Origin of the sequence: Rahnella variigena, assembly GCF_003610915.1 — a bacterium.
GTDB classification, from domain to species: domain Bacteria; phylum Pseudomonadota; class Gammaproteobacteria; order Enterobacterales; family Enterobacteriaceae; genus Rahnella; species Rahnella variigena.
This window is the reverse complement of sequence record NZ_NSDJ01000001.1, coordinates 2,064,497-2,087,666: the sequence shown is the minus strand read 5'-3', so window position 1 is coordinate 2,087,666 and position 23,170 is coordinate 2,064,497. Positions and strand designations below refer to the sequence as shown.

At 51.7% G+C, this 23,170-nt stretch carries 23 protein-coding genes; 21 read left to right on the top strand and 2 right to left on the bottom strand.

Annotation, left to right across the window (positions count from 1 at the left end):
- The first annotated feature begins 119 nt into the window (after positions 1-119).
- The 8 genes from CKQ54_RS09595 (at position 120) to CKQ54_RS09560 (ending at position 7,848) form a co-directional block, all read left to right on the top strand.
- On the top strand, positions 120-1,196 hold the full coding sequence (locus tag CKQ54_RS09595) for a PhoH family protein (protein WP_120160341.1): 1,077 nt from the start codon (positions 120-122) through the stop codon (positions 1,194-1,196).
- The gene (gene ybeY, locus CKQ54_RS09590) at positions 1,193-1,666 is read left to right on the top strand and encodes an rRNA maturation RNase YbeY (RefSeq protein ID WP_120160339.1); all 474 of its coding nucleotides are present in this window, start codon (positions 1,193-1,195) and stop codon (positions 1,664-1,666) included. The genes CKQ54_RS09595 and ybeY overlap by 4 nt, the downstream gene beginning before the upstream one ends.
- Positions 1,667-1,766: 100 nt before the next feature.
- Positions 1,767-2,645 carry a CNNM family magnesium/cobalt transport protein CorC gene (corC, locus tag CKQ54_RS09585; RefSeq protein WP_015698153.1) on the top strand — a complete coding sequence of 293 codons (879 nt, stop codon included), beginning with the start codon at positions 1,767-1,769 and terminating at the stop codon, positions 2,643-2,645.
- Between the two features lie 6 nt (positions 2,646-2,651).
- Positions 2,652-4,181: an apolipoprotein N-acyltransferase gene (lnt, locus tag CKQ54_RS09580; protein WP_120160338.1), complete on the top strand. Its 1,530-nt coding sequence runs from the start codon at positions 2,652-2,654 to the stop codon at positions 4,179-4,181.
- A gap of 438 nt (positions 4,182-4,619) precedes the next feature.
- Positions 4,620-5,516: an amino acid ABC transporter substrate-binding protein gene (locus tag CKQ54_RS09575; RefSeq protein ID WP_112287639.1), complete on the top strand. Its 897-nt coding sequence runs from the start codon at positions 4,620-4,622 to the stop codon at positions 5,514-5,516.
- 189 nt (positions 5,517-5,705) lie between these two features.
- The gene (locus tag CKQ54_RS09570; RefSeq protein ID WP_112287638.1) at positions 5,706-6,446 is read left to right on the top strand and encodes an amino acid ABC transporter permease; all 741 of its coding nucleotides are present in this window, start codon (positions 5,706-5,708) and stop codon (positions 6,444-6,446) included.
- A gap of 2 nt (positions 6,447-6,448) precedes the next feature.
- Positions 6,449-7,126, top strand: a complete 678-nt coding sequence (gene gltK / locus CKQ54_RS09565; protein ID WP_013576487.1) for a glutamate/aspartate ABC transporter permease GltK — start codon at positions 6,449-6,451, stop codon at positions 7,124-7,126.
- On the top strand, positions 7,123-7,848 hold the full coding sequence (locus tag CKQ54_RS09560; RefSeq protein ID WP_095921160.1) for an amino acid ABC transporter ATP-binding protein: 726 nt from the start codon (positions 7,123-7,125) through the stop codon (positions 7,846-7,848). The genes gltK and CKQ54_RS09560 overlap by 4 nt, the downstream gene beginning before the upstream one ends.
- 62 nt (positions 7,849-7,910) lie before the next feature.
- On the opposite strand, the gene CKQ54_RS09555 is transcribed toward CKQ54_RS09560, so the two are convergent.
- Positions 7,911-8,414, bottom strand: a complete 504-nt coding sequence (locus tag CKQ54_RS09555; protein ID WP_112287636.1) for a zinc ribbon-containing protein — start codon at positions 8,412-8,414, stop codon at positions 7,911-7,913.
- Positions 8,415-8,682: 268 nt separating this feature from the next.
- On the opposite strand from CKQ54_RS09555, the gene leuS reads away from it, so the two are divergent.
- From leuS to lipA, 13 genes are all read left to right on the top strand, one after another.
- On the top strand, positions 8,683-11,265 hold the full coding sequence (gene leuS / locus CKQ54_RS09550; RefSeq protein WP_112287635.1) for a leucine--tRNA ligase: 2,583 nt from the start codon (positions 8,683-8,685) through the stop codon (positions 11,263-11,265).
- A 14-nt stretch (positions 11,266-11,279) separates the two neighbouring features.
- Positions 11,280-11,918 carry an LPS assembly lipoprotein LptE gene (gene lptE, locus CKQ54_RS09545; protein WP_112287634.1) on the top strand — a complete coding sequence of 213 codons (639 nt, stop codon included), beginning with the start codon at positions 11,280-11,282 and terminating at the stop codon, positions 11,916-11,918.
- Positions 11,915-12,955, top strand: a complete 1,041-nt coding sequence (gene holA / locus CKQ54_RS09540; RefSeq protein WP_112287633.1) for a DNA polymerase III subunit delta — start codon at positions 11,915-11,917, stop codon at positions 12,953-12,955. The genes lptE and holA overlap by 4 nt, the downstream gene beginning before the upstream one ends.
- A 15-nt stretch (positions 12,956-12,970) precedes the next feature.
- On the top strand, positions 12,971-13,651 hold the full coding sequence (nadD, locus tag CKQ54_RS09535; RefSeq protein WP_120160336.1) for a nicotinate-nucleotide adenylyltransferase: 681 nt from the start codon (positions 12,971-12,973) through the stop codon (positions 13,649-13,651).
- A gap of 206 nt (positions 13,652-13,857) precedes the next feature.
- Positions 13,858-14,175 (top strand): ribosome silencing factor, encoded by a 318-nt coding sequence (gene rsfS / locus CKQ54_RS09530; RefSeq protein WP_015698163.1) that lies wholly within the window; start codon positions 13,858-13,860, stop codon positions 14,173-14,175.
- A 3-nt stretch (positions 14,176-14,178) separates the two neighbouring features.
- The gene (gene rlmH, locus CKQ54_RS09525) at positions 14,179-14,649 is read left to right on the top strand and encodes a 23S rRNA (pseudouridine(1915)-N(3))-methyltransferase RlmH (protein WP_112287631.1); all 471 of its coding nucleotides are present in this window, start codon (positions 14,179-14,181) and stop codon (positions 14,647-14,649) included.
- A gap of 38 nt (positions 14,650-14,687) precedes the next feature.
- Positions 14,688-16,592: a peptidoglycan DD-transpeptidase MrdA gene (gene mrdA / locus CKQ54_RS09520; RefSeq protein ID WP_113876061.1), complete on the top strand. Its 1,905-nt coding sequence runs from the start codon at positions 14,688-14,690 to the stop codon at positions 16,590-16,592.
- Positions 16,593-16,598: 6 nt separating this feature from the next.
- A complete protein-coding gene (gene mrdB, locus CKQ54_RS09515; protein ID WP_112287630.1) occupies positions 16,599-17,711 on the top strand; it encodes a peptidoglycan glycosyltransferase MrdB in 1,113 nt (370 codons plus the stop codon).
- 9 nt (positions 17,712-17,720) lie between these two features.
- Positions 17,721-18,872: an endolytic peptidoglycan transglycosylase RlpA gene (rlpA, locus tag CKQ54_RS09510; protein ID WP_120160334.1), complete on the top strand. Its 1,152-nt coding sequence runs from the start codon at positions 17,721-17,723 to the stop codon at positions 18,870-18,872.
- A 172-nt stretch (positions 18,873-19,044) separates the two neighbouring features.
- On the top strand, positions 19,045-20,253 hold the full coding sequence (dacA, locus tag CKQ54_RS09505) for a D-alanyl-D-alanine carboxypeptidase DacA (RefSeq protein ID WP_112287628.1): 1,209 nt from the start codon (positions 19,045-19,047) through the stop codon (positions 20,251-20,253).
- A gap of 124 nt (positions 20,254-20,377) precedes the next feature.
- Positions 20,378-20,641, top strand: a complete 264-nt coding sequence (gene ybeD / locus CKQ54_RS09500) for a DUF493 family protein YbeD (RefSeq protein WP_013576500.1) — start codon at positions 20,378-20,380, stop codon at positions 20,639-20,641.
- A gap of 76 nt (positions 20,642-20,717) precedes the next feature.
- The gene (gene lipB / locus CKQ54_RS09495; RefSeq protein ID WP_120160332.1) at positions 20,718-21,401 is read left to right on the top strand and encodes a lipoyl(octanoyl) transferase LipB; all 684 of its coding nucleotides are present in this window, start codon (positions 20,718-20,720) and stop codon (positions 21,399-21,401) included.
- A 334-nt stretch (positions 21,402-21,735) separates the two neighbouring features.
- Entirely contained in the window at positions 21,736-22,701 is a 966-nt protein-coding gene (lipA, locus tag CKQ54_RS09490) for a lipoyl synthase (protein WP_095921145.1), read from the top strand.
- A 121-nt stretch (positions 22,702-22,822) separates the two neighbouring features.
- On the opposite strand, the gene tatA is transcribed toward lipA, so the two are convergent.
- Positions 22,823-23,029 (bottom strand): Sec-independent protein translocase subunit TatA, encoded by a 207-nt coding sequence (gene tatA, locus CKQ54_RS09485; protein ID WP_112287626.1) that lies wholly within the window; start codon positions 23,027-23,029, stop codon positions 22,823-22,825.
- Between the last annotated feature and the right edge of the window lie 141 nt (positions 23,030-23,170).

The following is a 23,170-nucleotide window of genomic DNA, read 5'->3' as shown; positions in this document are numbered from 1 at the left end:
AAGCAGTAATCAGCCGGGTGCTTCATAAAACGTACCCGAAATAATTCGAGTTGCATAAAGTCGAGTGAATGCAGCCAACACACTCTGTAGCTTCAGTATGAAGGGTAAACTGGTCCGAAGTGACCCAAAGGATTCGTTTGAACGTTGTAACACAAGAGATTTTACTGGAGCCCGAAGACAACCAGCGTTTGCTGAGCCTGTGCGGGCCGTTTGATGACAATATCAAACAACTGGAGCGCCGGTTGGGCGTTGAAATCAACCGTCGTGATAACGCGTTTAAATTGGTCGGAAAGAGTCTGCCTGTTGCGGCAGCCGCCGACATCCTGCGTGATTTATACGTAGACACTGCGCCGCTGCGTGGTGAAATCCAGGATATCGACCCTGAAAAAATCCATCTGGCGATCAAAGAAAGCCGGGTGCTGGAACAAACCGCAGAAAGCGTGCCGGATTTCGGCAAAGCGGTCATTATCAAAACCAAACGCGGGATGGTGAAGCCGCGTACGCCAAATCAGGCGCAATACATCGCTAATATCCTCGACCACGATATCACCTTCGGGATTGGTCCTGCGGGTACGGGTAAAACCTATCTGGCCGTGGCTGCTGCGGTGGATGCGCTGGAGCGTCAGGAAGTACGCCGTATTCTGCTGACCCGCCCTGCTGTTGAAGCCGGTGAAAAGCTGGGCTTCCTGCCGGGCGATCTCAGCCAGAAAGTCGACCCGTATCTGCGCCCGCTGTATGACGCATTATTCGAAATGCTCGGCTTTGAAAAAGTGGAAAAACTGATTGAGCGCAACGTCATTGAAGTCGCCCCGCTGGCTTACATGCGTGGCCGTACGCTGAACGACGCCTTTATTATTCTCGATGAAAGCCAGAACACCTCTATCGAACAGATGAAGATGTTCCTGACCCGTATTGGTTTTAACTCCAAAGCGGTGATCACCGGTGACGTCACGCAAATCGACTTGCCGCGTCATCAGAAATCAGGGCTACGTCATGCCATTGAAGTGCTGTCTTCCGTTGATGAACTCAGTTTCAACTTCTTCCACAGTGAGGACGTCGTCCGTCATCCGGTGGTGGCGCGCATTGTTGTCGCGTACGAAGCCTGGGAAGAAGAAGATCAAAAACGCCGCGATGCGATTGCCGCAGAGCGTAAACATGAACACCAGAACAGCTCAACACAACAGGCCGGTCAATGAATACGGTAATTCTCGATTTACAAATTGCCTGCGAAGAACCCGCAGGTTTACCGTCTGAAAATGACTTTCAAAAATGGCTCGAAGCTGTTCTTCCGCAATTTCAGGAAGAATCGGAAGTGACCATCCGTCTGGTCGACATCCCCGAAAGTCATGAACTGAATATGACGTATCGTGGCATGGATAAACCGACCAACGTGTTATCCTTCCCGTTCGAAGCACCTCCGGGTATGGAGATGCCACTTCTTGGCGACCTGATTATTTGTCGTCAGGTCGTTGAGAAAGAAGCGAAAGAGCAGGATAAAGAGCTTCTGGCCCACTGGGCGCATATGGTGATTCACGGCAGTTTGCATTTGCTGGGCTATGACCATATCGTTGACGAAGAAGCCGAAGAAATGGAATCGATTGAAACTGAAATCATGCAGGGTTTGGGTTATCCGGATCCGTACATTTCAGAGAAAGAAGACCACTGATTTATCAGTAAACTCGCGCAGCGCCTGCCCGGTGAAGGTTTATCATCCGCAGGCGTTTCGCATAATTTTCACTAACTACGAGTAAAAAAAACCAAACGCCATGAGCGATGACCATTCACAAAATAGTGACAGCCCCAGTCCCAAGAAGGGCTTCTTTTCCCTTATCCTTAGCCAGCTTTTTCACGGTGAACCTAAAAACCGTGGCGATCTGGTTGAGCTGATCCGTGATTCAGAACAAAACGATCTGATCGACCCCGATACCCGAGACATGCTGGAAGGCGTGATGGATATCGCCGAGCAGCGCGTGCGGGACATCATGATCCCGCGTTCCCAGATGATCACGCTAAAACGCAATCAGCCGCTGGAAGAGTGCCTCGATGTCATCATCGAATCCGCACACTCACGCTTCCCGGTGATCAGCGAAGATAAGGATCACATTGAAGGCATCCTGATGGCCAAAGACCTGTTGCCGTTTATGCGCACAGAGTCTGAACCCTTCAGCATCGATAAAGTGCTGAGAACCGCGGTCGTTGTTCCTGAAAGCAAACGCGTAGACCGCATGCTGAAGGAATTCCGCTCCCAGCGTTATCACATGGCGATTGTCGTAGATGAATTCGGCGGCGTTTCCGGTCTGGTCACCATCGAAGATATTCTCGAACTGATCGTCGGCGAAATCGATGATGAGTACGACGAAGCGGAAGATCTGGATATTCGCCAGCTCAGCCGTCATACGTATACCGTCCGCGCCCTCGCGCCGATTGAAGATTTCAATGAAGTGTTCCAGACCCACTACAGTGATGACGAAGTCGATACCATTGGTGGTCTGGTGATGCAGTCATTTGGCCATTTACCGGCGCGTGGCGAAAGCATTGAAATTGACGGTTACCTGTTCAAGGTTGCGATGGCTGACAGCCGCCGTATCATTCAGGTTCACGTAAAAATACCGGACGACGCGCCGCAACCGATACTGGAAGAATAATTCTCCATGGCAATTGCCTCTTTATATCAACGCCAGCGGGTTCGCGCCCTGCTGGCGCTCTTTTTCGGTGCCTGTGGCACGCTGTCATTTTCCCCTTATGACTTCTGGCCTGCGGCGATTATTTCGCTGTGCGGTCTGCTGGCATTAACGCTCGATCGCCGTCCGGGTCAGGCCGCGTTGATCGGCTTCTTCTGGGGGATGGGACTGTTTGGCAGCGGCGTAAACTGGGTGTATGTCAGTATCGCCACCTTTGGCGGCATGCCGGAAGCGATTAACCTTTTCCTCGTCGTGTTGCTGGCAGCCTATTTGTCGCTGTACACCATGCTGTTTGCCGGATTGTTCAGCAAACTGTGGCCAAAAACCACCTGGTGGAAACTGGCTCTTGCCGCGCCCGCCCTGTGGCAGATGACGGAATTCCTGCGCGGCTGGGTACTGACCGGTTTCCCGTGGCTACAGTTTGGTTACAGCCAAATCGACGGTCCGCTGAAAGGCCTTGCCCCCATCACTGGCGTCGACGGCATCACGATTTTGCTCACTTCGCTGAGCGGCCTGATTGTGTATGCGGTGCATCAGCGTCGCATCACGCCGGGGATCATTGCTGTTGCTATGTTGCTGCTGCCGTGGCCGTTGCGTTATATCCACTGGTATCAGGAACAGACCGATAAAACGGTCGATGTGGCACTGGTTCAGGGCAATATTCCGCAGTCGATGAAGTGGGATCCAAAGGCGCTGGAAAGTGCCTTACAGACCTATCTGGATCTCAGCCGTCCGTACGTGGGCAAATCCAGCATGATCATCTGGCCGGAATCGGCGATTTCCGACATTGAGTCCGATCAGCAAGGTTTCCTGAGCATGGTAGATAATATCTATCGCTCACACGGCACCCAACTCATCACCGGCATTATCGATGCGCGCCGTAACGAAGAAGGCATGAAGGTGTATAACAGCGCCATCGTGCTCGGCGGGGAAAAGCCGTATCGCTATCCCGACGAAAACCGCTTCAACAAGCATCATCTGGTGCCGTTCGGTGAATTCGTGCCGCTTGAAACAATTCTTCGCCCTCTGGCACCGTTCTTTGATTTGCCGATGTCAGGACTGACCAGCGGTGATTACGTGCAGAAACCGCTGGTGGTCAGCGGCCTGAATCTGACCACGGCAATATGTTATGAAGTGGTCTTCGGTGAACAGGTGCGTGATAACCTGCAACCGGACACTAACTTCCTGCTGACGATTTCCAACGATGCCTGGTTCGGACATTCAATCGGCCCGTGGCAGCATTTTCAGATGGCACGTATGCGTTCGCTCGAACTGGGTCGCCCGTTGCTGCGCAGCACCAACAACGGTATTACTGCCGTGGTAAATGCGCAGGGCGATGTGACACACGAAATCCCGCAATTCACCCGTCAGGTGCTGAACGTGAAAGTCACGCCGACAACCGGTATGACACCGTATGCCCGGGTGGGCTGGTGGCCGGTATGGTTCGCAACCGTAGTGATGGCGGGCGCAGCCTTGTGGCTTGGCCGTCGTAAATCCTAAATAAACGCATTTCGCAGTGAAAACAGGCACCTCCTGGTGCCTGTTCTTTTATGTCGCACCCTGTTCTGCCCCGCTCTTCCCGCTCCCTTTTACCTGCTGCCGATTATTGAGACTGCCGCATTTAGCGCTGCAGGAATGACCGCTAATGAAGTTAAATCGGGCTATCTGGCACGAGTCTTGCTACATCTGATTGAAAGATATCTGTTTAGTGATTTTTTGCGACGGGATGCATCATTTTGATACAAACAGGCTGATCCTCATGCACTTTTTCAGTGCACAGCCATTTGATTGCTTCGAATTGGTGCGCGTCTCGTCTCAAAAAAGAAACAATATGGTTTCATAATATTCACATTCAGCTATTTTCTAGCTTCATATGACGAGGCATTAGTACTTTCTGATCCCTGAGTTTGGATCCCTAATGACAGCAAGGAGTTGGACATGCAATTGCGCAAATTGGCATTATCAGTACTGTTGGCAAGCGTTACCGTAAGCAGCTTTGCTCACGCAGAAGAACTGACCGGTACCCTGAAAAAAATTAAAGACAACGGCGTTATCGTTGTGGGTCACCGCGAATCCTCAGTGCCCTTCTCTTATTACAATAACGAACAAAAAGTCGTGGGTTATTCACAGGACTACTCTGACGCTATCGTCGATGCCGTGAAGAAAAAACTCGACCTGCCAAACCTGCAAGTCAAGATGATGCCGATCACTTCCCAGAACCGTATTCCGCTGTTGCAAAATGGGACCTACGATTTTGAGTGCGGTTCAACCACCAACAATCTGGAACGTCAACAACAGGCCGCGTTCTCTGACACCATCTTCGTGATTGGTACCCGCCTGCTGGTGAAAAAAGGCTCCGACATTAAAGATTTTGCTGATCTGAAAGGCAAAACTGTGGTGGTGACTTCCGGTACTACCTCAGAAGTGCTGCTCAACAAGCTTAACGAAGAGAAGAAACTGGATCTGCGCATCATCAGCGCGAAAGACCACGGTGACTCCTTCCGTACGCTGGAAACTGGCCGTGCTGTTGCCTTTATGATGGACGATGCCCTGCTGGCTGGTGAACGTGCTAAAGCCAAAAAACCTGATAACTGGGAAATCATCGGCACGCCGCAGTCCAAAGAAGCTTATGGCTGCATGATGCGTAAAGACGATGCGGAGTTCAAAAAACTGGTTGATGACACCATCGTGAAAGCGCAGACCTCCGGTGAAGCCACTAAATGGTTTGAAACCTGGTTCAAAAAACCAATCCCTCCGAAAAACCTGAACATGAACTTTGAACTGTCTGACGACATGAAAGCCCTGTTCAAAGCGCCAAACGATAAAGCGCTGTAAGAAATACCAGACAGACAGGTATAACCAAGAGAAGAGTGAAAAGTGACTAAAATATAAGGCTGGCCCACCAGCCTGTGATGATAAAGATGCGGGGTGGTCGTTCCCCACCCCGCGTTTCTTCCCATTCACTTTAGGCGGAATTACGTCATCACTCAGAGGGTAATTCATTACCCGTTTTACGGAGTTTTTATGTCAATAGATTGGAACTGGGGCATTTTTCTGCAACAAGCCCCCTTCGGCAATACCACTTATCTGGGCTGGATTTGGAATGGATTTCAGGTCACTGTCGCACTGTCAATTTGCGCATGGATCATCGCCTTCTTCGTCGGCTCTCTGTTCGGTATCTTACGTACCGTCCCCAATCGCGTCCTCTCAGGCATTGGTACCTGTTACGTTGAGTTATTCCGTAACGTTCCATTGATCGTTCAGTTCTTCATCTGGTATCTGGTGGTCCCTGAATTACTGCCGGAAAATATCGGCATGTGGTTTAAATCTGAACTGGCACCGGACGTGCAATTCTTCACTTCATCTGTGATTTGTCTCGGTTTGTTCACCGCTGCCCGCGTGTGCGAGCAGGTGCGTGCTGCGATTCAGTCACTGCCAAGCGGGCAACGCAATGCGGGACTGGCGATGGGTCTGACCCTGCCACAAACCTACCGTTATGTGCTTTTGCCGAATGCTTATCGTGTGATTGTGCCGCCGATGACTTCTGAAATGGTCAACCTTGTTAAAAACTCCGCCATCGCCTCGACGATTGGTCTGGTCGATATGGCGGCACAGGCCGGTAAATTGCTGGATTACTCCGCGCATGCGTATGAGTCTTTCACCGCGATTACCCTGGCTTATGTCCTGATTAATGCCGTCATCATGCTGCTGATGCACTTTGTAGAACGGAAAGTCCGCCTGCCGGGCAACATGGGAGGTAAATAAGCATGCATGAATTTGACTGGAGTTCTATTGGTCCCGGTCTGCCCTATCTGTGGCAAGGCATGGTCATTACGCTGAAGATTACGTCACTGGCGATTGTGGTCGGTATTTTGTGGGGTACGTTGCTGGCGGTGATGCGTTTATCGACGTTTAAACCGATCAGCTGGTTTGCTTCTGCCTACGTCAATCTGTTCCGTGCCGTTCCGCTGGTGATGGTGTTGTTGTGGTTCTATCTGATTGTGCCGGGCTTTTTACAGAAAGTGCTCGGGCTGTCACCGAAAACCGATATCCGCCTGATTTCAGCGATGGTGGCATTTGCGCTGTTTGAAGCGGCCTACTATTCCGAGATCATCCGCGCAGGGATTATCAGTATCGCCCGTGGCCAGTCTTCTGCCGCACTGGCGCTGGGTATGACGCAGTGGCAGTCGATGAAGCTGGTTATATTGCCGCAGGCTTTCCGCGCCATGGTGCCGCTGCTGCTGACACAGGCAATCGTATTATTCCAGGATACTTCGCTGGTGTACGTTCTGGGCCTCGCGGACTTCTTCCGCAGTGCATCCAACATTGGCGACCGCGACGGTACGCTGGTTGAGATGGTGCTGTTTGCAGGACTTATTTACTTTGTTATCAGCCTTTGTGCTTCCTTGCTGGTGCGTTATTTGAAGAAAAGGACCGTTTCATGATTTCACTGAAGAATGTTTCTAAATGGTACGGGCACTTTCAGGTGCTTACCGATTGCAGCACCGAAGTTAAAAAAGGTGAAGTTGTGGTGGTTTGCGGGCCTTCCGGCTCAGGTAAATCGACGCTGATCAAAACCGTTAACGGTCTGGAGCCGGTTCAGAAAGGCCAGATCCTGGTTAACGGCACTCCAGTAAATGATAAGAAAACCAATCTGGCGCAACTGCGTGCCAAAGTGGGTATGGTGTTCCAGCATTTTGAATTGTTCCCGCACCTTTCTATCATCGATAACCTGACGCTGGCACAGGTCAAAGTATTGAAACGTGATAAAGCCGCAGCCAAAGACAAAGGCCTGAAATTATTGGATCGCGTGGGTTTATCCGCACATGCCAATAAGTTCCCGGGTCAGCTTTCCGGTGGTCAGCAGCAGCGTGTGGCGATTGCCCGTGCGTTATGTATGGATCCTATCGCCATGTTGTTTGACGAACCGACTTCTGCGCTTGATCCGGAAATGATCAACGAAGTGCTGGACGTGATGGTTGAACTGGCAAACGAAGGCATGACGATGATGGTGGTCACGCACGAAATGGGCTTCGCCCGTAAAGTGGCTAACCGCGTGATTTTCATGGATGAAGGTAAAATTGTGGAAGATCGTAATAAAGACGATTTCTTCAATAATCCGGAATCAGACCGTGCGCGGGACTTTCTGGCGAAAATCCTGCACTGATCAGAAGAATTCCAGCGACAGGAACAAATCAGCCCCGCAAATGCGGGGCTGATTATTGAGACTTAAGGCTCAAACGGACGGCGCGTAAACTCTGTATGGCCGCACTTAGGACATTTGCTCAGAATTTCCGGCGTATACACCGCTAAATTGAAATGACAGTTTTCACAGACCAGATTTCCCAGCCCGACCACTTCTCCGCTGTGATAAATCCCGTGATGGCTGACATCTTTAAAGACTTCTTTCCACTCCAGCTGAGTTTTGTCGGTCATATCCGCCAGCTCTTTCCACAGGCTTTCTTTAATCACCCGCATAAATACGCTGTCCGTGCCGTCATCTTCAGCTTCTGCTACTGCCTGCTGATTTTCAGAATAACTGCGCGCAAACTCATGCAGGTCGCGTCTTACCGCTGACGTAAGCTGCTCAATCTGGATTTCAGACAGTTTGCCTTCGTTTTGCAGCTCAATACGGGCATCCTGCACCAGCGCGCTGATATCACGTTCCCCATTTTTTAACCGTTCAGTGAGTGAAGCCACCAGCTGGCGGTAAGATTGCGTAATATTGCTCATAATTTCTTCTCCTTGAACTGACGTGATCATTTGCCCGACGAAAGCGCATTGACTTTATTTTAGCCGTAAATCCCTGATCCGTTGCGCAGATTATGTCGTGCCGGCTCGCAGATTATGAATATTGCGCCAATAGCGGACAGAAATCCCCTTTAGCCTTCGCTGGGTGTTGTTGCACCATCCGCTTATCAGCTATGCTATGCGGATCTTTTGATTAAAACTTTTTGAGCTACAGGCGTAGCTGTTTTCACTCACAGGACCACCGGCCGCCATGCAAGAGCAATACCGTCCAGAAGACATCGAGTCACACGTTCAGCTTCACTGGCAAGAGAAGCAAACCTTCAAAGTTACCGAACAGCCTGGCAAGGAGAAATATTACTGCCTCTCCATGTTGCCTTACCCGTCGGGTCGTCTCCATATGGGACACGTGCGCAACTACACCATCGGTGACGTGATTTCCCGTTATCAGCGTATGCTCGGCAAAAACGTTCTGCAGCCAATCGGCTGGGATGCTTTCGGCCTGCCTGCTGAAGGTGCTGCGGTGAAAAACAACACTGCGCCTGCTCCGTGGACGTACGAAAACATCGAATACATGAAGAACCAGCTTAAATTGCTGGGCTTCGGCTATGACTGGGATCGCGAAGTGGCGACCTGCAAACCGGATTATTATCGCTGGGAACAATGGTTCTTCACCAAGCTGTATGAAAAAGGCATGGTTTATAAGAAGACCTCCGCGGTGAACTGGTGCCCGCATGACCTGACCGTTCTGGCGAACGAACAGGTTATCGATGGCTGCTGCTGGCGTTGTGATACCAAAGTAGAACGCAAAGAAATTCCTCAGTGGTTTATCAAAATCACCGATTACGCCGATCAGCTGCTTAACGATCTGGACACGCTGGAAAGCTGGCCAGAGCAGGTTAAGACCATGCAGCGTAACTGGATTGGCCGTTCCGAAGGCGTGGAAATCACTTTTGACGTGGCAGACAGCGACGAAAAAGTGACGGTTTACACCACCCGTCCGGACACCTTCATGGGCGCGACTTATGTCGCCGTGGCTGCGGGTCATCCGCTGGCGCAACAGGGTGCACAAAACAATCCTGCCCTGACCGATTTCATCGATGAATGCCGAAATACCAAAGTTGCCGAAGCAGAAATGGCAACGATGGAGAAAAAAGGCATGGCAACTGGTCTGTTTGCTATTCACCCGCTGTCTGGTGAAAAGCTGCCAATCTGGGTCGCTAACTTCGTTCTGATGGAATACGGCACCGGCGCCGTGATGGCCGTTCCAGGTCACGACCAGCGTGACTGGGAATTCGCCACTAAATATGACCTGCAAATTAAACCGGTTATCCTGAACCTTGATGGCAGCCAGCCTGACGTCAGCGCAGAAGCGATGACCGAGAAAGGTACGCTGTTCAATTCAGGCGAATTCGACGGTCTGAGCCACGAAGACGGCTTTAATGCCATTGCCGACAAACTGGTTGCTCAGGGCGTAGGTCAGCGCAAAGTCAACTACCGCCTGCGCGACTGGGGTGTTTCCCGTCAGCGTTACTGGGGTGCACCAATCCCGATGATCACGCTGGAAGACGGTACCGTTATTCCTACACCAGAAGATCAACTGCCGGTTATTCTGCCGGAAGACGTCGTAATGGATGGCATCACCAGCCCGATCAAAGCCGATCCTGAGTGGGCAAAAACCACCGTGAACGGTATCCCGGGTCTGCGTGAAACCGACACCTTCGATACCTTCATGGAATCTTCCTGGTATTACGCGCGTTACACCTGCCCGCAATATGACGAAGGTATGTTGGATCCGGCTGCTGCCAACTACTGGCTGCCGGTTGATCAGTATGTCGGCGGTATCGAACACGCCATCATGCACCTGATGTATTTCCGCTTCTTCCACAAACTGATGCGTGACGCAGGTCTGGTCGATTCTGACGAACCGGCAAAACGTCTGCTGTGCCAGGGTATGGTTCTGGCTGACGCCTTCTACCACACCGGCAGCAACGGCGAACGTATCTGGGTTTCTCCGACAGATGCCACGGTTGAGCGTGACGAAAAAGGCCGCATTACTAAAGCCACTGATCCGCAGGGCCGCGAGCTGGTTTATGCCGGCATGAGCAAGATGTCCAAGTCTAAAAACAACGGCATCGACCCGCAGGTCATGGTAGATAAATACGGCGCCGATACCGTGCGTCTGTTTATGATGTTCGCTTCACCGGCTGAAATGACGCTGGAATGGCAGGAATCAGGCGTTGAAGGGGCAAACCGCTTCCTGAAACGCGTCTGGAAACTGGCCTTCGAGCACACTGCAAAAGGCGCTACCGTTGCTCTGGACGCGGCTTCTCTGAACGAAGCGCAAAAAGATCTGCGTCGTGACCTGCACAAAACGATCGCTAAAGTGACCGATGATATCGGCCGCCGTCAGACCTTCAACACCGCTATTGCAGCCGTGATGGAGCTGATGAACAAGCTGGGGCGTGCGCCGCAAGAGACCGAACAGGATCGTGCGTTGCTGCAGGAAGCGTTGCTGGCGGTTGTGCGTATGCTTTATCCGTTCACTCCACACGTTTGCTTCACCCTCTGGCAGTCACTGAAAGGTGAAGGCGATGTCGATACCGCGCCGTGGCCACAGGCTGACGAAAAGGCAATGGTTGAAGACTCTAAGCTGGTCGTGGTACAGGTGAACGGTAAAGTGCGTGCTAAAATCACCGTAGCCGCTGATGCTACCGAGCAGCAAGTGCGCGAGCGTGCGGCAGAAGAGCATTTGGTCGCAAAATATCTGGATGGGGTTACGGTTCGCAAAGTAATCTACGTCCCGGGCAAACTTCTTAACCTGGTTGTAGGTTGAGTCAAGGAGGATCTGTGCGACATCCCTTAGTGACACTGCTGCTGACCGCCGCAGTTATGGTGACAGCAGGTTGCGGATTCCATTTACGTGGAAAAACCAACGTTCCCGACGAACTGCAAACAATCGTTTTAGACAGTGGGGATCCGTATGGTCCGATGACTCGTAATATCAGGACTCAGCTGCGCCTCAGCAATGTGACCATTGTTGATGATCCAACCAAACAGCAGCGTAAGGATATTCCTTCGCTGCGCGTGGGTGCAGAGTCAGTAGGTCAAAGTACCGCGTCGATCTTCCAGGACGGTAAAACCGCTGAGTACCAGATGGAAATGAATCTGAATGCAACCGTACTGATGCCGGGTAAAGATATTTATCCAATCCACGTGAAAGTGTTCCGTTCGTTCTTTGACAACCCGTTAACGGCGCTGGCAAAAGATAACGAGCAGGACATCATTATCGATGAAATGCGTCAGCAGGCTGCACAGCAACTGATCCGTAAGTTGCTGACCGTTCATGCGTCTGAACTGCATAAAGCTGAAGATGTCGGCGGACGTGAGGTAGAAGTCATTTCTACCAGTACATCCGCTGCCAGCAAGTCGTCTGAGGATACCAAAGAGGTACCACCAACGACGTCGTCCAGCACGTCTGTAAAATGATCCGAGTTTATCCGGAACAACTTGCCGCGCAGCTCCGTGAGGGGCTGCGCGCTTGTTATGTGTTATGTGGCAACGATCCTTTGTTGCTGCAGGAAAGTCAGGACAGCATCCGCAAAGCGGCGCAGCTGGCTAATTTTGAAGAGCATTACACCTTTATCATTGATAACCATACTGAATGGGAATCAATCTTCAGCATCTGCCAGGCGCTCAGCCTTTTCGCCAGCCGTCAGACCCTGATGCTTATCCTGCCCGAAAATGGTCCGACAGCGCCGGTTGCCGAACAACTCCTTAAACTCACGACGTTATTGCATGATGACATCCTGCTGCTGTTACGCGGAACTAAGCTGACCAAAGCTCAGGAAAACAGTGCATGGTTTAAAGCGCTGAGTGACAAAGGCGTTTTCGTCAGTTGCCAGACGCCCGAACAGGCTCAGTTGCCGCGTTGGGTTTCACGCCGTGCGAAAGAGTTATCTCTGGAGCTTGATGAGCCCGCCAACCAGCTTTTGTGTTACTGCTACGAAGGCAACCTTCTGGCGTTAGCGCAGTCTCTGGAGCGCCTCTCCCTGCTTTATCCGGATGGTAAACTCACGCTGCCACGCGTGGAAGAAGCCGTGAATGATGCTGCGCATTTTACGCCATATCACTGGCTGGATGCTCTGCTTGCGGGTAAAAGTAAACGTGCCTGGCACATTTTGCGTCAGCTGCAACAGGAAGACAGCGAGCCGGTTATTTTACTGCGCACCGTACAACGTGAACTTCTGATGCTGTTGAATCTGAAACGTAAAATGGATAACACGCCACTCCGCACATTGTTTGATCAGCAAAAAGTCTGGCAAAATCGCCGGGCACTGGTGACACAGGCACTGCAACGCTTATCGCTAGCGCAACTTTCTCAGGCCGTACGTTTACTGACTCAAATGGAAATCACGCTTAAACAAGATTACGGTCAGTCAGTCTGGTCGGAGCTTGAAAGCCTCTCCATGCTATTATGTGGAAAACCATTACCCACCCATTTCGCTGGTTTGGGTTCGTATTGAAGTCAGGTATCCGTTATGCCGCGTAACACCTCTCTTACTTCTTCCTCCGGCCCAGCACTGTTGCTGGCCTTTTTTGGCGGCACCTTCGATCCGATCCATTACGGTCATCTGAAACCGGTGGCCAGTCTGGCGAAAATCGCCGGCTTTAATCAGGTGATCCTGCTGCCTAATAATGTCCCGCCGCATCGTCCGCAGCCCGAGGCCACGGCGCAACAACGCCTGCAGATGGTTGAGCTTGCCGTCGCCGCCGATCCGCTGTTTTCGGTTGATCCCCGCGAACTGATGGTGGATACGCCCTCCTACACCATCGAGACACTTGCAACGTTACGTAAAGAACATGGCGATGATTGCCCGCTGGCGTTTATCATTGGGCAGGATTCATTGCTGACGTTGCATAAATGGCACCGCTGGGCGTCACTGCTGGATTTCTGTCATCTGGTGGTGATGGCGCGACCGGGATACAAAGAGCATCTCGATACGCCAGAATTACAGAAATGGTATGACGCCCACCGGGTGACTGATGCTGAAAAGCTGAAACAGAAACCCTGCGGATTCATTTATCAGGCCAATACGCCCCTGCTGGATATTTCAGCGACGGAAATCCGGGAACGGCGACATGCGGGGCTAGATTGCTCAGATTTACTGCCAGCAGCCGTTGAGCACTATATTGAATCGCAGGGCTTGTACCGCCAGTAGCGAACGCGTGCTATACTGCGCCGCTTAATTTCGGCTCTCGATAACGCTACGTGACTCACCAATACAATGTATTGATTGTTAAACGTTTTAGGCTGTTTTCCTGATAACCGCTATGTTTATCCATCATGAGACTGACTGTCGCTTCGGTGCCGCACCGGCGAACGTCTTGTGGTGTCAATTGTTTCAAACATCCCCAGGGGGAACCTTTGCAAGGTAAAGCGCTCCAAGATTTTGTTGTCGATAAAGTCGACGACCTGAAAGCACAAGACATCATTGCCATTGATGTTAAAGGTAAATCAAGCATCACTGACTGCATGATTATTTGTACCGGCACATCAAGCCGCCATGTTATGTCCATCGCCGGGCATTTGGTTGAAGAAATCAAAGCCGTCGGTCTCGATGCGATGGGCGTGAAAGGCATCAACGAAGCTGACTGGGTCGTTGTCGATCTGGGCGAAGTGATCGTTCATGTTATGCAGGAAGAAAGCCGTCAGTTGTATGAGCTTGAGAAACTCTGGGGCTGATGCGTGAAGCTGCAACTTGTCGCCGTCGGCACTAAAATGCCTGACTGGGTACAAACCGGTTTTAACGATTATCTGCACCGCTTTCCTAAAGACATGCCGTTTGAACTGACTGAGGTTCCGGCAGGGAAGCGCGGGAAGAACGCAGATATCAAACGCATTCTTGAGAAAGAAGGCGAGCTGATGCTGGCCGCGGTCGGCAAAGGGAATCGCATCGTGACGCTGGATATTCCAGGGACACCGTGGGAAACCCCGCAACTGGCGCAGCAACTGGAACGCTGGAAACAGGACGGACGTAATGTCAGTCTGCTGATCGGCGGTCCGGAAGGGTTAGCTCCGGCCTGCAAGGCGGCGGCGGAACAGAGCTGGTCGCTCTCTCCGTTGACACTTCCTCACCCGCTGGTTCGGGTTCTGGTCGCGGAAAGTCTTTACCGTGCCTGGAGTATTACCACTAATCATCCATACCACCGCGAATAACGGGTGGTGAATGTCAGCAACATGAATTAAGTAGTGGGATGAAAATAGATCGTAACCCTTTTCGCGACTATACGGCTGAATCAGCCCTCTTTGTGCGCCGTGCACTGGTGGCGTTCATCGGCATTCTGCTACTTAGCGGTGTCCTGGCCTTCAATCTCTATAACCTGCAAATCGTCCGGTTTCAGGATTACCAAACCCGTTCCAACGATAACCGCATCAAGCTGGTGCCGATTGCGCCAAGCCGCGGGATTATCTATGACCGCAACGGCACCCCGCTGGCGCTGAACCGAACTATTTATCAGCTGGAACTGGTGCCGGAAAAGGTTGACGATTTGCAGGCTACGCTCGAAGGCCTCAGACCGATTGTTGATCTCACCGATGAAGATATCGAAAACTTCAAGAAAGAACGTCAGCGCTCGCGGCGTTTCACTTCAATTGCGGTAAAAACAGCCCTGACAGAAGTTCAGGTCGCGCGTTTCTCCGTGAACCAGTTCCATTTCCCCGGCGTTGAAGTCAAAGGCTATCAGCGTCGCTATTACCCTTACGGCTCTGCACTGACGCACGTGATCGGCTACGTGTCGAAAATTAACGACCGCGACGTAGAACGTCTGGATAAAGACGGCATTCTCGCCAACTACGCGGCGACGCACGACATTGGTAAGCTCGGCATTGAGCGTTATTACGAAGATACCCTGCACGGCAAAACCGGCTACGAAGAGGTAGAAGTTAATAACCGCGGCCGCGTTATCCGCCAGCTTCACGAAGAACCGCCTCAGGCGGGGAAAGATATTTACCTGACTATCGACCTGCCTTTGCAGCAATACATTGAAGTATTGCTGACCGGCAGCCGCGCCGCCGTGGTGGTGACCGATCCACGCGATGGGGCGATCCGCGCGCTGGTGTCCAACCCAAGTTATGATCCGAACCTGTTTGTAGATGGCATCTCCAGCAAGGATTACAGCGGTCTTCTTAACGACCCGAACAAACCGCTGATTAACCGTACCACGCAGGGTGTTTACCCGCCGGCCTCGACCGTGAAACCATACATTTCGGTTTCAGCACTGACCTCTGGCGTAATCACTAAAAACACGTCGTTGTTCGATCCGGGCTGGTGGCAGTTGCCGGGATCTGACAAGCGTTATCGCGACTGGAAACACTGGGGGCATGGTCGTCTGAATGTCACCAAAGCACTTGAGGAATCGGCTGATACCTTCTTCTATCAGGTGGCTTATGATATGGGGATCGACCGCCTTTCCGAGTGGATGGGTAAATTTGGTTACGGGCACTACAGCGGCATTGATTTATCGGAAGAACGCAGCGGTAATATGCCAAACCGTGACTGGAAGTTTAAACGCTTCAAAAAACCGTGGTATCAGGGCGACACCATTCCGGTCGGTATCGGTCAGGGCTACTGGACAGCAACTCCGGTTCAAATCATGAAGGCCATGACCACACTGATTAATGACGGCAATGTCAAAACACCGCATTTACTGCTGAGTACCAAAGTTGACGGGCAGCTCGTGCCTTATAAGCAACAGGAAACCACGCAAATTGGTGATATCCATTCCGGCTATTGGGAAATTGCCAAAGACGGGATGTACGGCGTAGCTAACCGTCCAAACGGGACTGCGCGCAAATATTTTGCTGATGCGCCTTACAAAGCAGCGGCCAAATCCGGGACAGCACAAGTTTACGGTTTGAAAGCCAATGAAATCTATAATGCGCATAAAATCGCTGAGCATCTGCGTGACCATAAGCTGATGACCTCTTTCGCACCGTACGATAAACCGACCGTGGCCGTGGCCGTGGTGCTGGAGAATGGCGGTGCAGGTCCGGCAGTGGGGACCATTTCCCGCCAGATACTCGACCATATTTTACTGGGCGACAATACGACACAATTACCGGCTGACGCGCCAGCGCCGCCGGGAACCGAAGGTGATTAACCGTCAATGACTGAGAACCAACAGAAAAGATCATTGTGGTCGAAAATGCATATCGACCTGACGATGTTGCTGATCATACTTGCGCTGCTGACATACAGTGCGTTTGTCATGTGGAGCGCCAGCGGTCAGGACATGGGCATGATGGAACGTAAAATCGGCCAGATCCTGATGGGTCTGGTGATCATGCTGGTCATGGCGCAAATCCCGCCGCGCGTTTATGAAAGCTGGGCGCCCTATCTTTATATCTTCTGCGTCTTCCTGTTAGTGCTGGTAGATGCGTTCGGCAGTATCAGTAAAGGTGCACAGCGCTGGCTGGATCTGGGGATTATCAAATTCCAGCCCTCGGAACTGGCGAAGATCGCCGTGCCGCTAATGGTCGCGCGCTTTATTAACCGCGACGTCTGTCCGCCGTCACTGAAAAATACCGCTATCGCACTGGCGCTGATCTTCATCCCTACCCTGCTGGTGGCCGCGCAGCCCGATCTCGGCACCTCGATTCTGATTGCCGCCTCAGGTCTGTTCGTGCTGTTTCTTTCCGGTATGAGCTGGAAACTGATCGCCGTCGCCGCCATTCTGGTTGCCGCGTTTATCCCGATTTTGTGGTTCTTCCTGATGCACGATTATCAGCGCGACCGCGTTATGATGCTCCTCGATCCGGAAAGCGATCCGCTGGGAGCCGGCTATCATATTATTCAGTCGAAAATTGCTATCGGTTCGGGCGGACTATCCGGTAAAGGCTGGCTGCACGGTACGCAGTCACAGCTGGAATTCCTGCCGGAACGACACACCGACTTTATCTTTGCCGTACTGGCCGAAGAACTGGGCCTGATTGGCGTGCTGGTGCTGCTGGGGCTGTACCTGTGCCTGATCATGCGTGGTCTGGTGATCGCCGCCAATGCGCAAACAACTTTCGGGCGTGTCATGTCCGGCGGACTGATGCTGATTCTGTTCGTTTATGTCTTTGTTAACATCGGCATGGTCAGTGGTATTGTCCCGGTAGTTGGGGTACCTTTGCCTCTGGTCAGCTATGGCGGGTCAGCACTCATCGTGCTAATGGCAGGGTTTGGTATCGTCATGTCGATACATACTCATCGAAAAATGTTGTCAAAAAATTTATAGAGGTGAGCAATGCGTAAGGAGTGGCTTGGAGCTGTCATTATCGGTTTGCTGTTAAGTGGTTGCGCCACTGAAGATACTCAGCAACAACAACCGGCACCGCAACAAGCCTATAACGGCCCTGTGGTGGAAATCGGCGGGGCTGATCCGCGTTACGAACCTTATAATCAGGGCACGATGCAGGATTATACCGTTAACGGTAAAACCTATAAGATCATCAAAGACCCGTCTAACTTCTCTCAGGTCGGTCAGGCTGCCTGGTACGGTCAGGAAAATGGCGGCAACACCACGGCAATCGGTGAAGAATTCGACCCGAGTGCCATGACCGCTGCGCACCCGACACTGCCGATCCCAAGCTATGTTCGCGTCACCAACATGGCAACAGGCCGTATGCTGGTTGTGCGTGTTAACGACCGTGGTCCTTATGTGCCGGGCAAAATCATTGACCTGTCACAGGCGGCCGCAGATCGCCTGAATCTGACCAACAGCACTAAAGTCCGTATCGATTTCATTAATGTGGCACAAGACGGCACATTGTCCGGACCGGGTACGATTGGTACGACTGTCGCTAAACAATCTTACGCCCTGCCGTCACGTCCAAGTTTAGGTGCCAGCAGCATGGGCACGCCAACGCTGAGCGCTCAACCGGTCGATACGTCAGATGTGCGTCCGATCAGCAACAGCACCCTGAGTAATCCGAATGCTGCGCCATTAACCAATGAAGAAGATAACAACGCCGCCGTAGCCTCTGCACCAGCAGCGACCACGATGTCCGGTAACAGCAGCGGCGGCGGATTTCTGAGTGCGCCAACACCTCTGCGTCAGGGAGTGTTAGAAGGCAGCGAACCGGTGGCAGCACCGGTTGCTGTCGCCAGTGCCGCGCCGGTAGCAGCAACTGCTGCCTCCGCAGCGCCTGCGCATACCACTGCCGTTCCTTCCTCGGGATTTATGGTACAGGTTGGCGCACTGAGTAATCCTCAGAATGCGCAACTGTGGCAAAAAAGCCTCAGCCAGCGTTTCTCTGTACCCGGTAAAGTCCAGGCCAATGGCAGCACCTATCGCGTGCAGCTTGGTCCGTTCAGCACCCGCCAGCAGGCCGAACAGCTGAAACAGCGACTGGCCAGCGAAGCCCAGCAGCAGTCTTTCGTCACTGCCAGTATGTAATTTAGAAATACGGGGCTGCGGCCCCGTTTTTATAAGTGCTCTGTCTAATAAGAGCTCTGTCTTATAAGTAAAAATCAGTAAGCGCCGGTAATCGAAGATGTCTGACTTATGACTCTTCTGCTATAGTGGCGCACGTTTATCACTTACTCCCACGGATGTTGTTGTCCCGATCATGAAACTTGTAAATACTTCACGTTTAGTCAAAAGCCTCGCATTTGGCACCGTAATCACTTTAAGTGCAGCGTCCGCCTATGCCGACGATGTTAATTTAAAAACAATGATCCCTGGCGTTCCGCAAATTGATGCTGAAGCCTATGTCCTGATCGACTACAACTCCGGTAAAGTTTTGGCAGAAATGAATGCCGACGCACGCCGCGACCCTGCCAGCCTGACAAAAATGATGACCAGTTATGTTATTGGTCAGTCTATTAAAGCCGGCAAAATCTCTCCAACCGATATCGTGACCGTCGGTCAGGACGCCTGGGCAACCGGCAATCCGGTGTTCAAAGGCTCTTCCCTGATGTTCTTAAAACCAGGCGATCGCGTGCCGGTTTCTGAACTGAACCGCGGTATTATCTTGCAATCAGGTAATGACGCCTGTGTGGCGATGGCCGACCATGTTGCCGGCAGCCAGGACGCTTTCGTCGCCATCATGAACAACTACGTGAACGCGCTGGGTCTGAAAAATACCCATTTCGGTACCGTTCATGGTCTTGATGCCGCCGGTCAGTACAGCTCTGCCCGTGATATGGCGCTGATTGGTCAGGCGCTGATCCGTGATGTGCCGGAAGAATACGCCACCTATAAAGAGAAAGAATTCACCTTCAACAATATCCGCCAGATGAACCGTAATGGTTTGCTGTGGGATAACAGTCTGAATGTTGACGGCATTAAAACCGGTCATACCGATTCAGCAGGTTACAACCTGGTGGCTTCCGCGACTGAAGGCCAGATGCGTCTGATCTCTGCCGTCATGGGCGGTCACACCTACAAAGGTCGTGAAGTTGAAAGTAAAAAGCTGCTGACCTGGGGCTTCCGCTTCTTCGAAACGGTTTCTCCGCTGAAAGCCGGGAAAGAGTTTGCCTCTGAGCCAGTCTGGTTTGGCGATACCGACCGTGTCGCGCTGGGTGTCGAAAAAGATGCATACCTGACCATCCCACGTGGCCGTATGAAAGACCTGAAAGCCAGCTACGTGCTGAACACTCCTGAACTGCACGCGCCGTTGCAGAAAAATCAGGTGGTTGGCTCAATCAACTTCCAGCTTGATGGTAAAACCATTGATGAGCGCCCTCTGGTGGTGATGAACGAAGTGAAAGAAGGCGGCTTCTTTGGTCGCATCGTGGATTACATCAAACTGATGTTCCACCACTGGTTCGGTTAAGTGGCTTCTTGAAAAAGTTTGCAACAATCCCCATATAACCGGTATAGATTATGGCTCCCGCTACGGCGGGAGTTATACTTTCAGAGACAAAACTTAATACGCTGTACAACACGCTGGAGTGCACATGAAAACCAAACTGAACGAACTGCTCGAATTCCCTTGTCCCTTTACTTACAAAGTAATGGGCCTGGCACAACCCGAGCTGGTGGACCAGGTTGTGGAAGTCGTGCAACGCCATGCGCCTGGTGACTACAATCCTCAGGTAAAACCGAGCAGTAAAGGGAATTATCACTCCGTTTCTATTACGATCACTGCCACCCACATCGATCAGGTCGAGACCCTGTACGATGAGCTGGGCAATATCGAAATTGTCCGCATGGTGCTGTAAGCCCTTTCTGACCGATACGCGCGGGAGCCACAACACTGTCGCGCGTTCTCCCCTTCCCTGACTGACGATAACTGCCGTGCAACCACATAACCCGCAAGAACGTATCGTACTGCGCCAGCTTGGCCTTCAGCCTTATGAGCCCGTTTCTCTGGCCATGCACCACTTCACTGAACACCGTAACGCTGACTCGCTTGACGAGATCTGGCTGGTTCAGCATCCGCGTGTCTTTACGCAGGGTCAGGCAGGCAAAGCTGAACATGTTCTGATGCCCGGCGATATTCCGGTTATCCAGAGTGATCGCGGCGGTCAGGTGACGTATCACGGTCCCGGCCAGCAGGTGATGTACGTGATGGTGGATCTCAAGCGCAAAAAGCTCGGCGTCCGTCAGCTGGTCACAGCTATCGAACAAACGGTAGTGGATACGCTGGCGCATTTCTCTATCGACGCTTATCCGCGTGCTGACGCGCCGGGTGTCTATGTCGATGGCAAGAAGATTTGTTCGCTTGGTTTGCGCATTCGCAAAGGCTGTTCGTTACACGGTCTGGCGCTGAATATTGATATGGATCTGGAGCCGTTCCACCGGATCAATCCCTGCGGATATGCCGGTCTCGAAATGACTCAGGCCAGTCTGGAAATGCCGGGATTAACAGTCGATCAGGTCATGCCTGTTCTGGTGAAATCCTTTAACTATCGCCTTGATTATCAGCAGGTTGATTATCTGCCGTGGCAGATTGAACACTATTCCTCTTCAGCGGAATGATTTTCATCGATTCAAAACTGCGTCATAAAACCTGCTGCGAAAAAATATTTACACACCATTAACACCCCCTCTCCGGCAGGGGGTGTTTGTAGAAAAAGTTAATATTTTCAATCCACTGGAATCATTACAGGGTTGGTTTTTCGAGAATTATTCTTGTTTAAGGTTAAATAATTGCAGCATTTAGCACTTCAGGCCATGACGAAGGGCTGAACGCAGGGATGCTTCAATGATATAATTTCCGCATTATTTCTACTTTTTTTGATGAATCAGCCAGTTCATTGAATGTCCTGAAAAAACTCGGGTAACGAGTGACAAACCTGGAAGCTGCGAGATTATGAGTAAACCGATTCAGATGGAACGCGGCGTCAAATACCGCGATGCAGACAAGATGGCGTTAATCCCGGTGAAAACCGTGGTCAGTGACCGGCAGGAAATGTTACGTAAGCCGGCATGGATGAAAATCAAATTACCTGCCGACTCAACGAAAATTCAGGGCATTAAATCAGCGCTGCGCAAGAACGGCCTGCATTCTGTCTGTGAAGAAGCGGCTTGTCCTAACCTTTCCGAATGCTTCAACCACGGCACCGCGACCTTCATGATCCTGGGCGCTATTTGTACCCGTCGCTGCCCGTTCTGCGACGTGGCACATGGTCGTCCGACCGCACCAGACACCAATGAGCCAGAAAAACTGGCGCAAACCATCTCGGATATGGGTCTGCGTTATGTGGTTATCACCTCTGTTGACCGTGATGATCTGCGCGACGGCGGTGCTCAGCACTTTGCTGATTGTATTACGGCAATCCGCGCGAAAAACCCGACAATCAAAATCGAAACGCTGGTACCGGATTTCCGTGGCCGTATGGATCGCGCACTGGACATTCTCAATGCCAGCCCGCCGGATGTGTTTAACCACAATCTGGAAAACGTGCCACGCGTTTACCGTCAGGTTCGTCCTGGCGCGAACTACGAATGGTCACTGACCTTGCTGCAACGCTTTAAAGAAGCGCACCCGGAAATCCCAACCAAATCTGGCCTGATGGTCGGTCTGGGTGAAACCAACGAAGAAATCATCGAAGTGATGCGCGACCTGCGTCGCCATGGTGTGACCATGCTGACGCTCGGCCAGTATTTACAGCCAAGCCGTCACCACCTGCCGGTACAGCGTTACGTGAGCCCGGAAGAGTTTGACCAGATGAAAGAAGCGGCGATGGAAATGGGCTTCACCCATGCAGCCTGCGGCCCGTTCGTGCGTTCTTCTTATCACGCCGATCTGCAAGCCAAAGGCTTAGAAGTTAAATAAAGTCTGACGTGGTGCTCCGGCACTGCGTTTAATATTTTGTTACTTCTTATCGCCGAAAACAAAAAAGGTTGTTCGTGAGAACAACCTTTTTTCATGCCCGGAAAACGTAATTGAGTCAGACTCAGTCTTTGTGCTCTACGCGTTCAGCCGGTTTAGCTTCTGCTGTTTTTTCAGCAGCTGCCGGAGCCGGATCATCATTCATGGCTTTCTTGAAGCCACGCAGTGCTGCACCCAGGTCGCCGCCCAGAGAACGCAGTTTGCTGGTACCGAACAACAGGACGATCAGCACGCCGACCACCAACAATTTAGTAATACTTAGACCTTCCATACATACCTTCTTTACACTGAGTGCTGGAAAACAGCAGTGACAATTTGTCGTTATTAATGGCCATTCGCGACGTTAATACAACCCGAAAATGTAACAGAACGGATCCAGAACTGTGCGCATTATGACCATAGTGAGGTATTA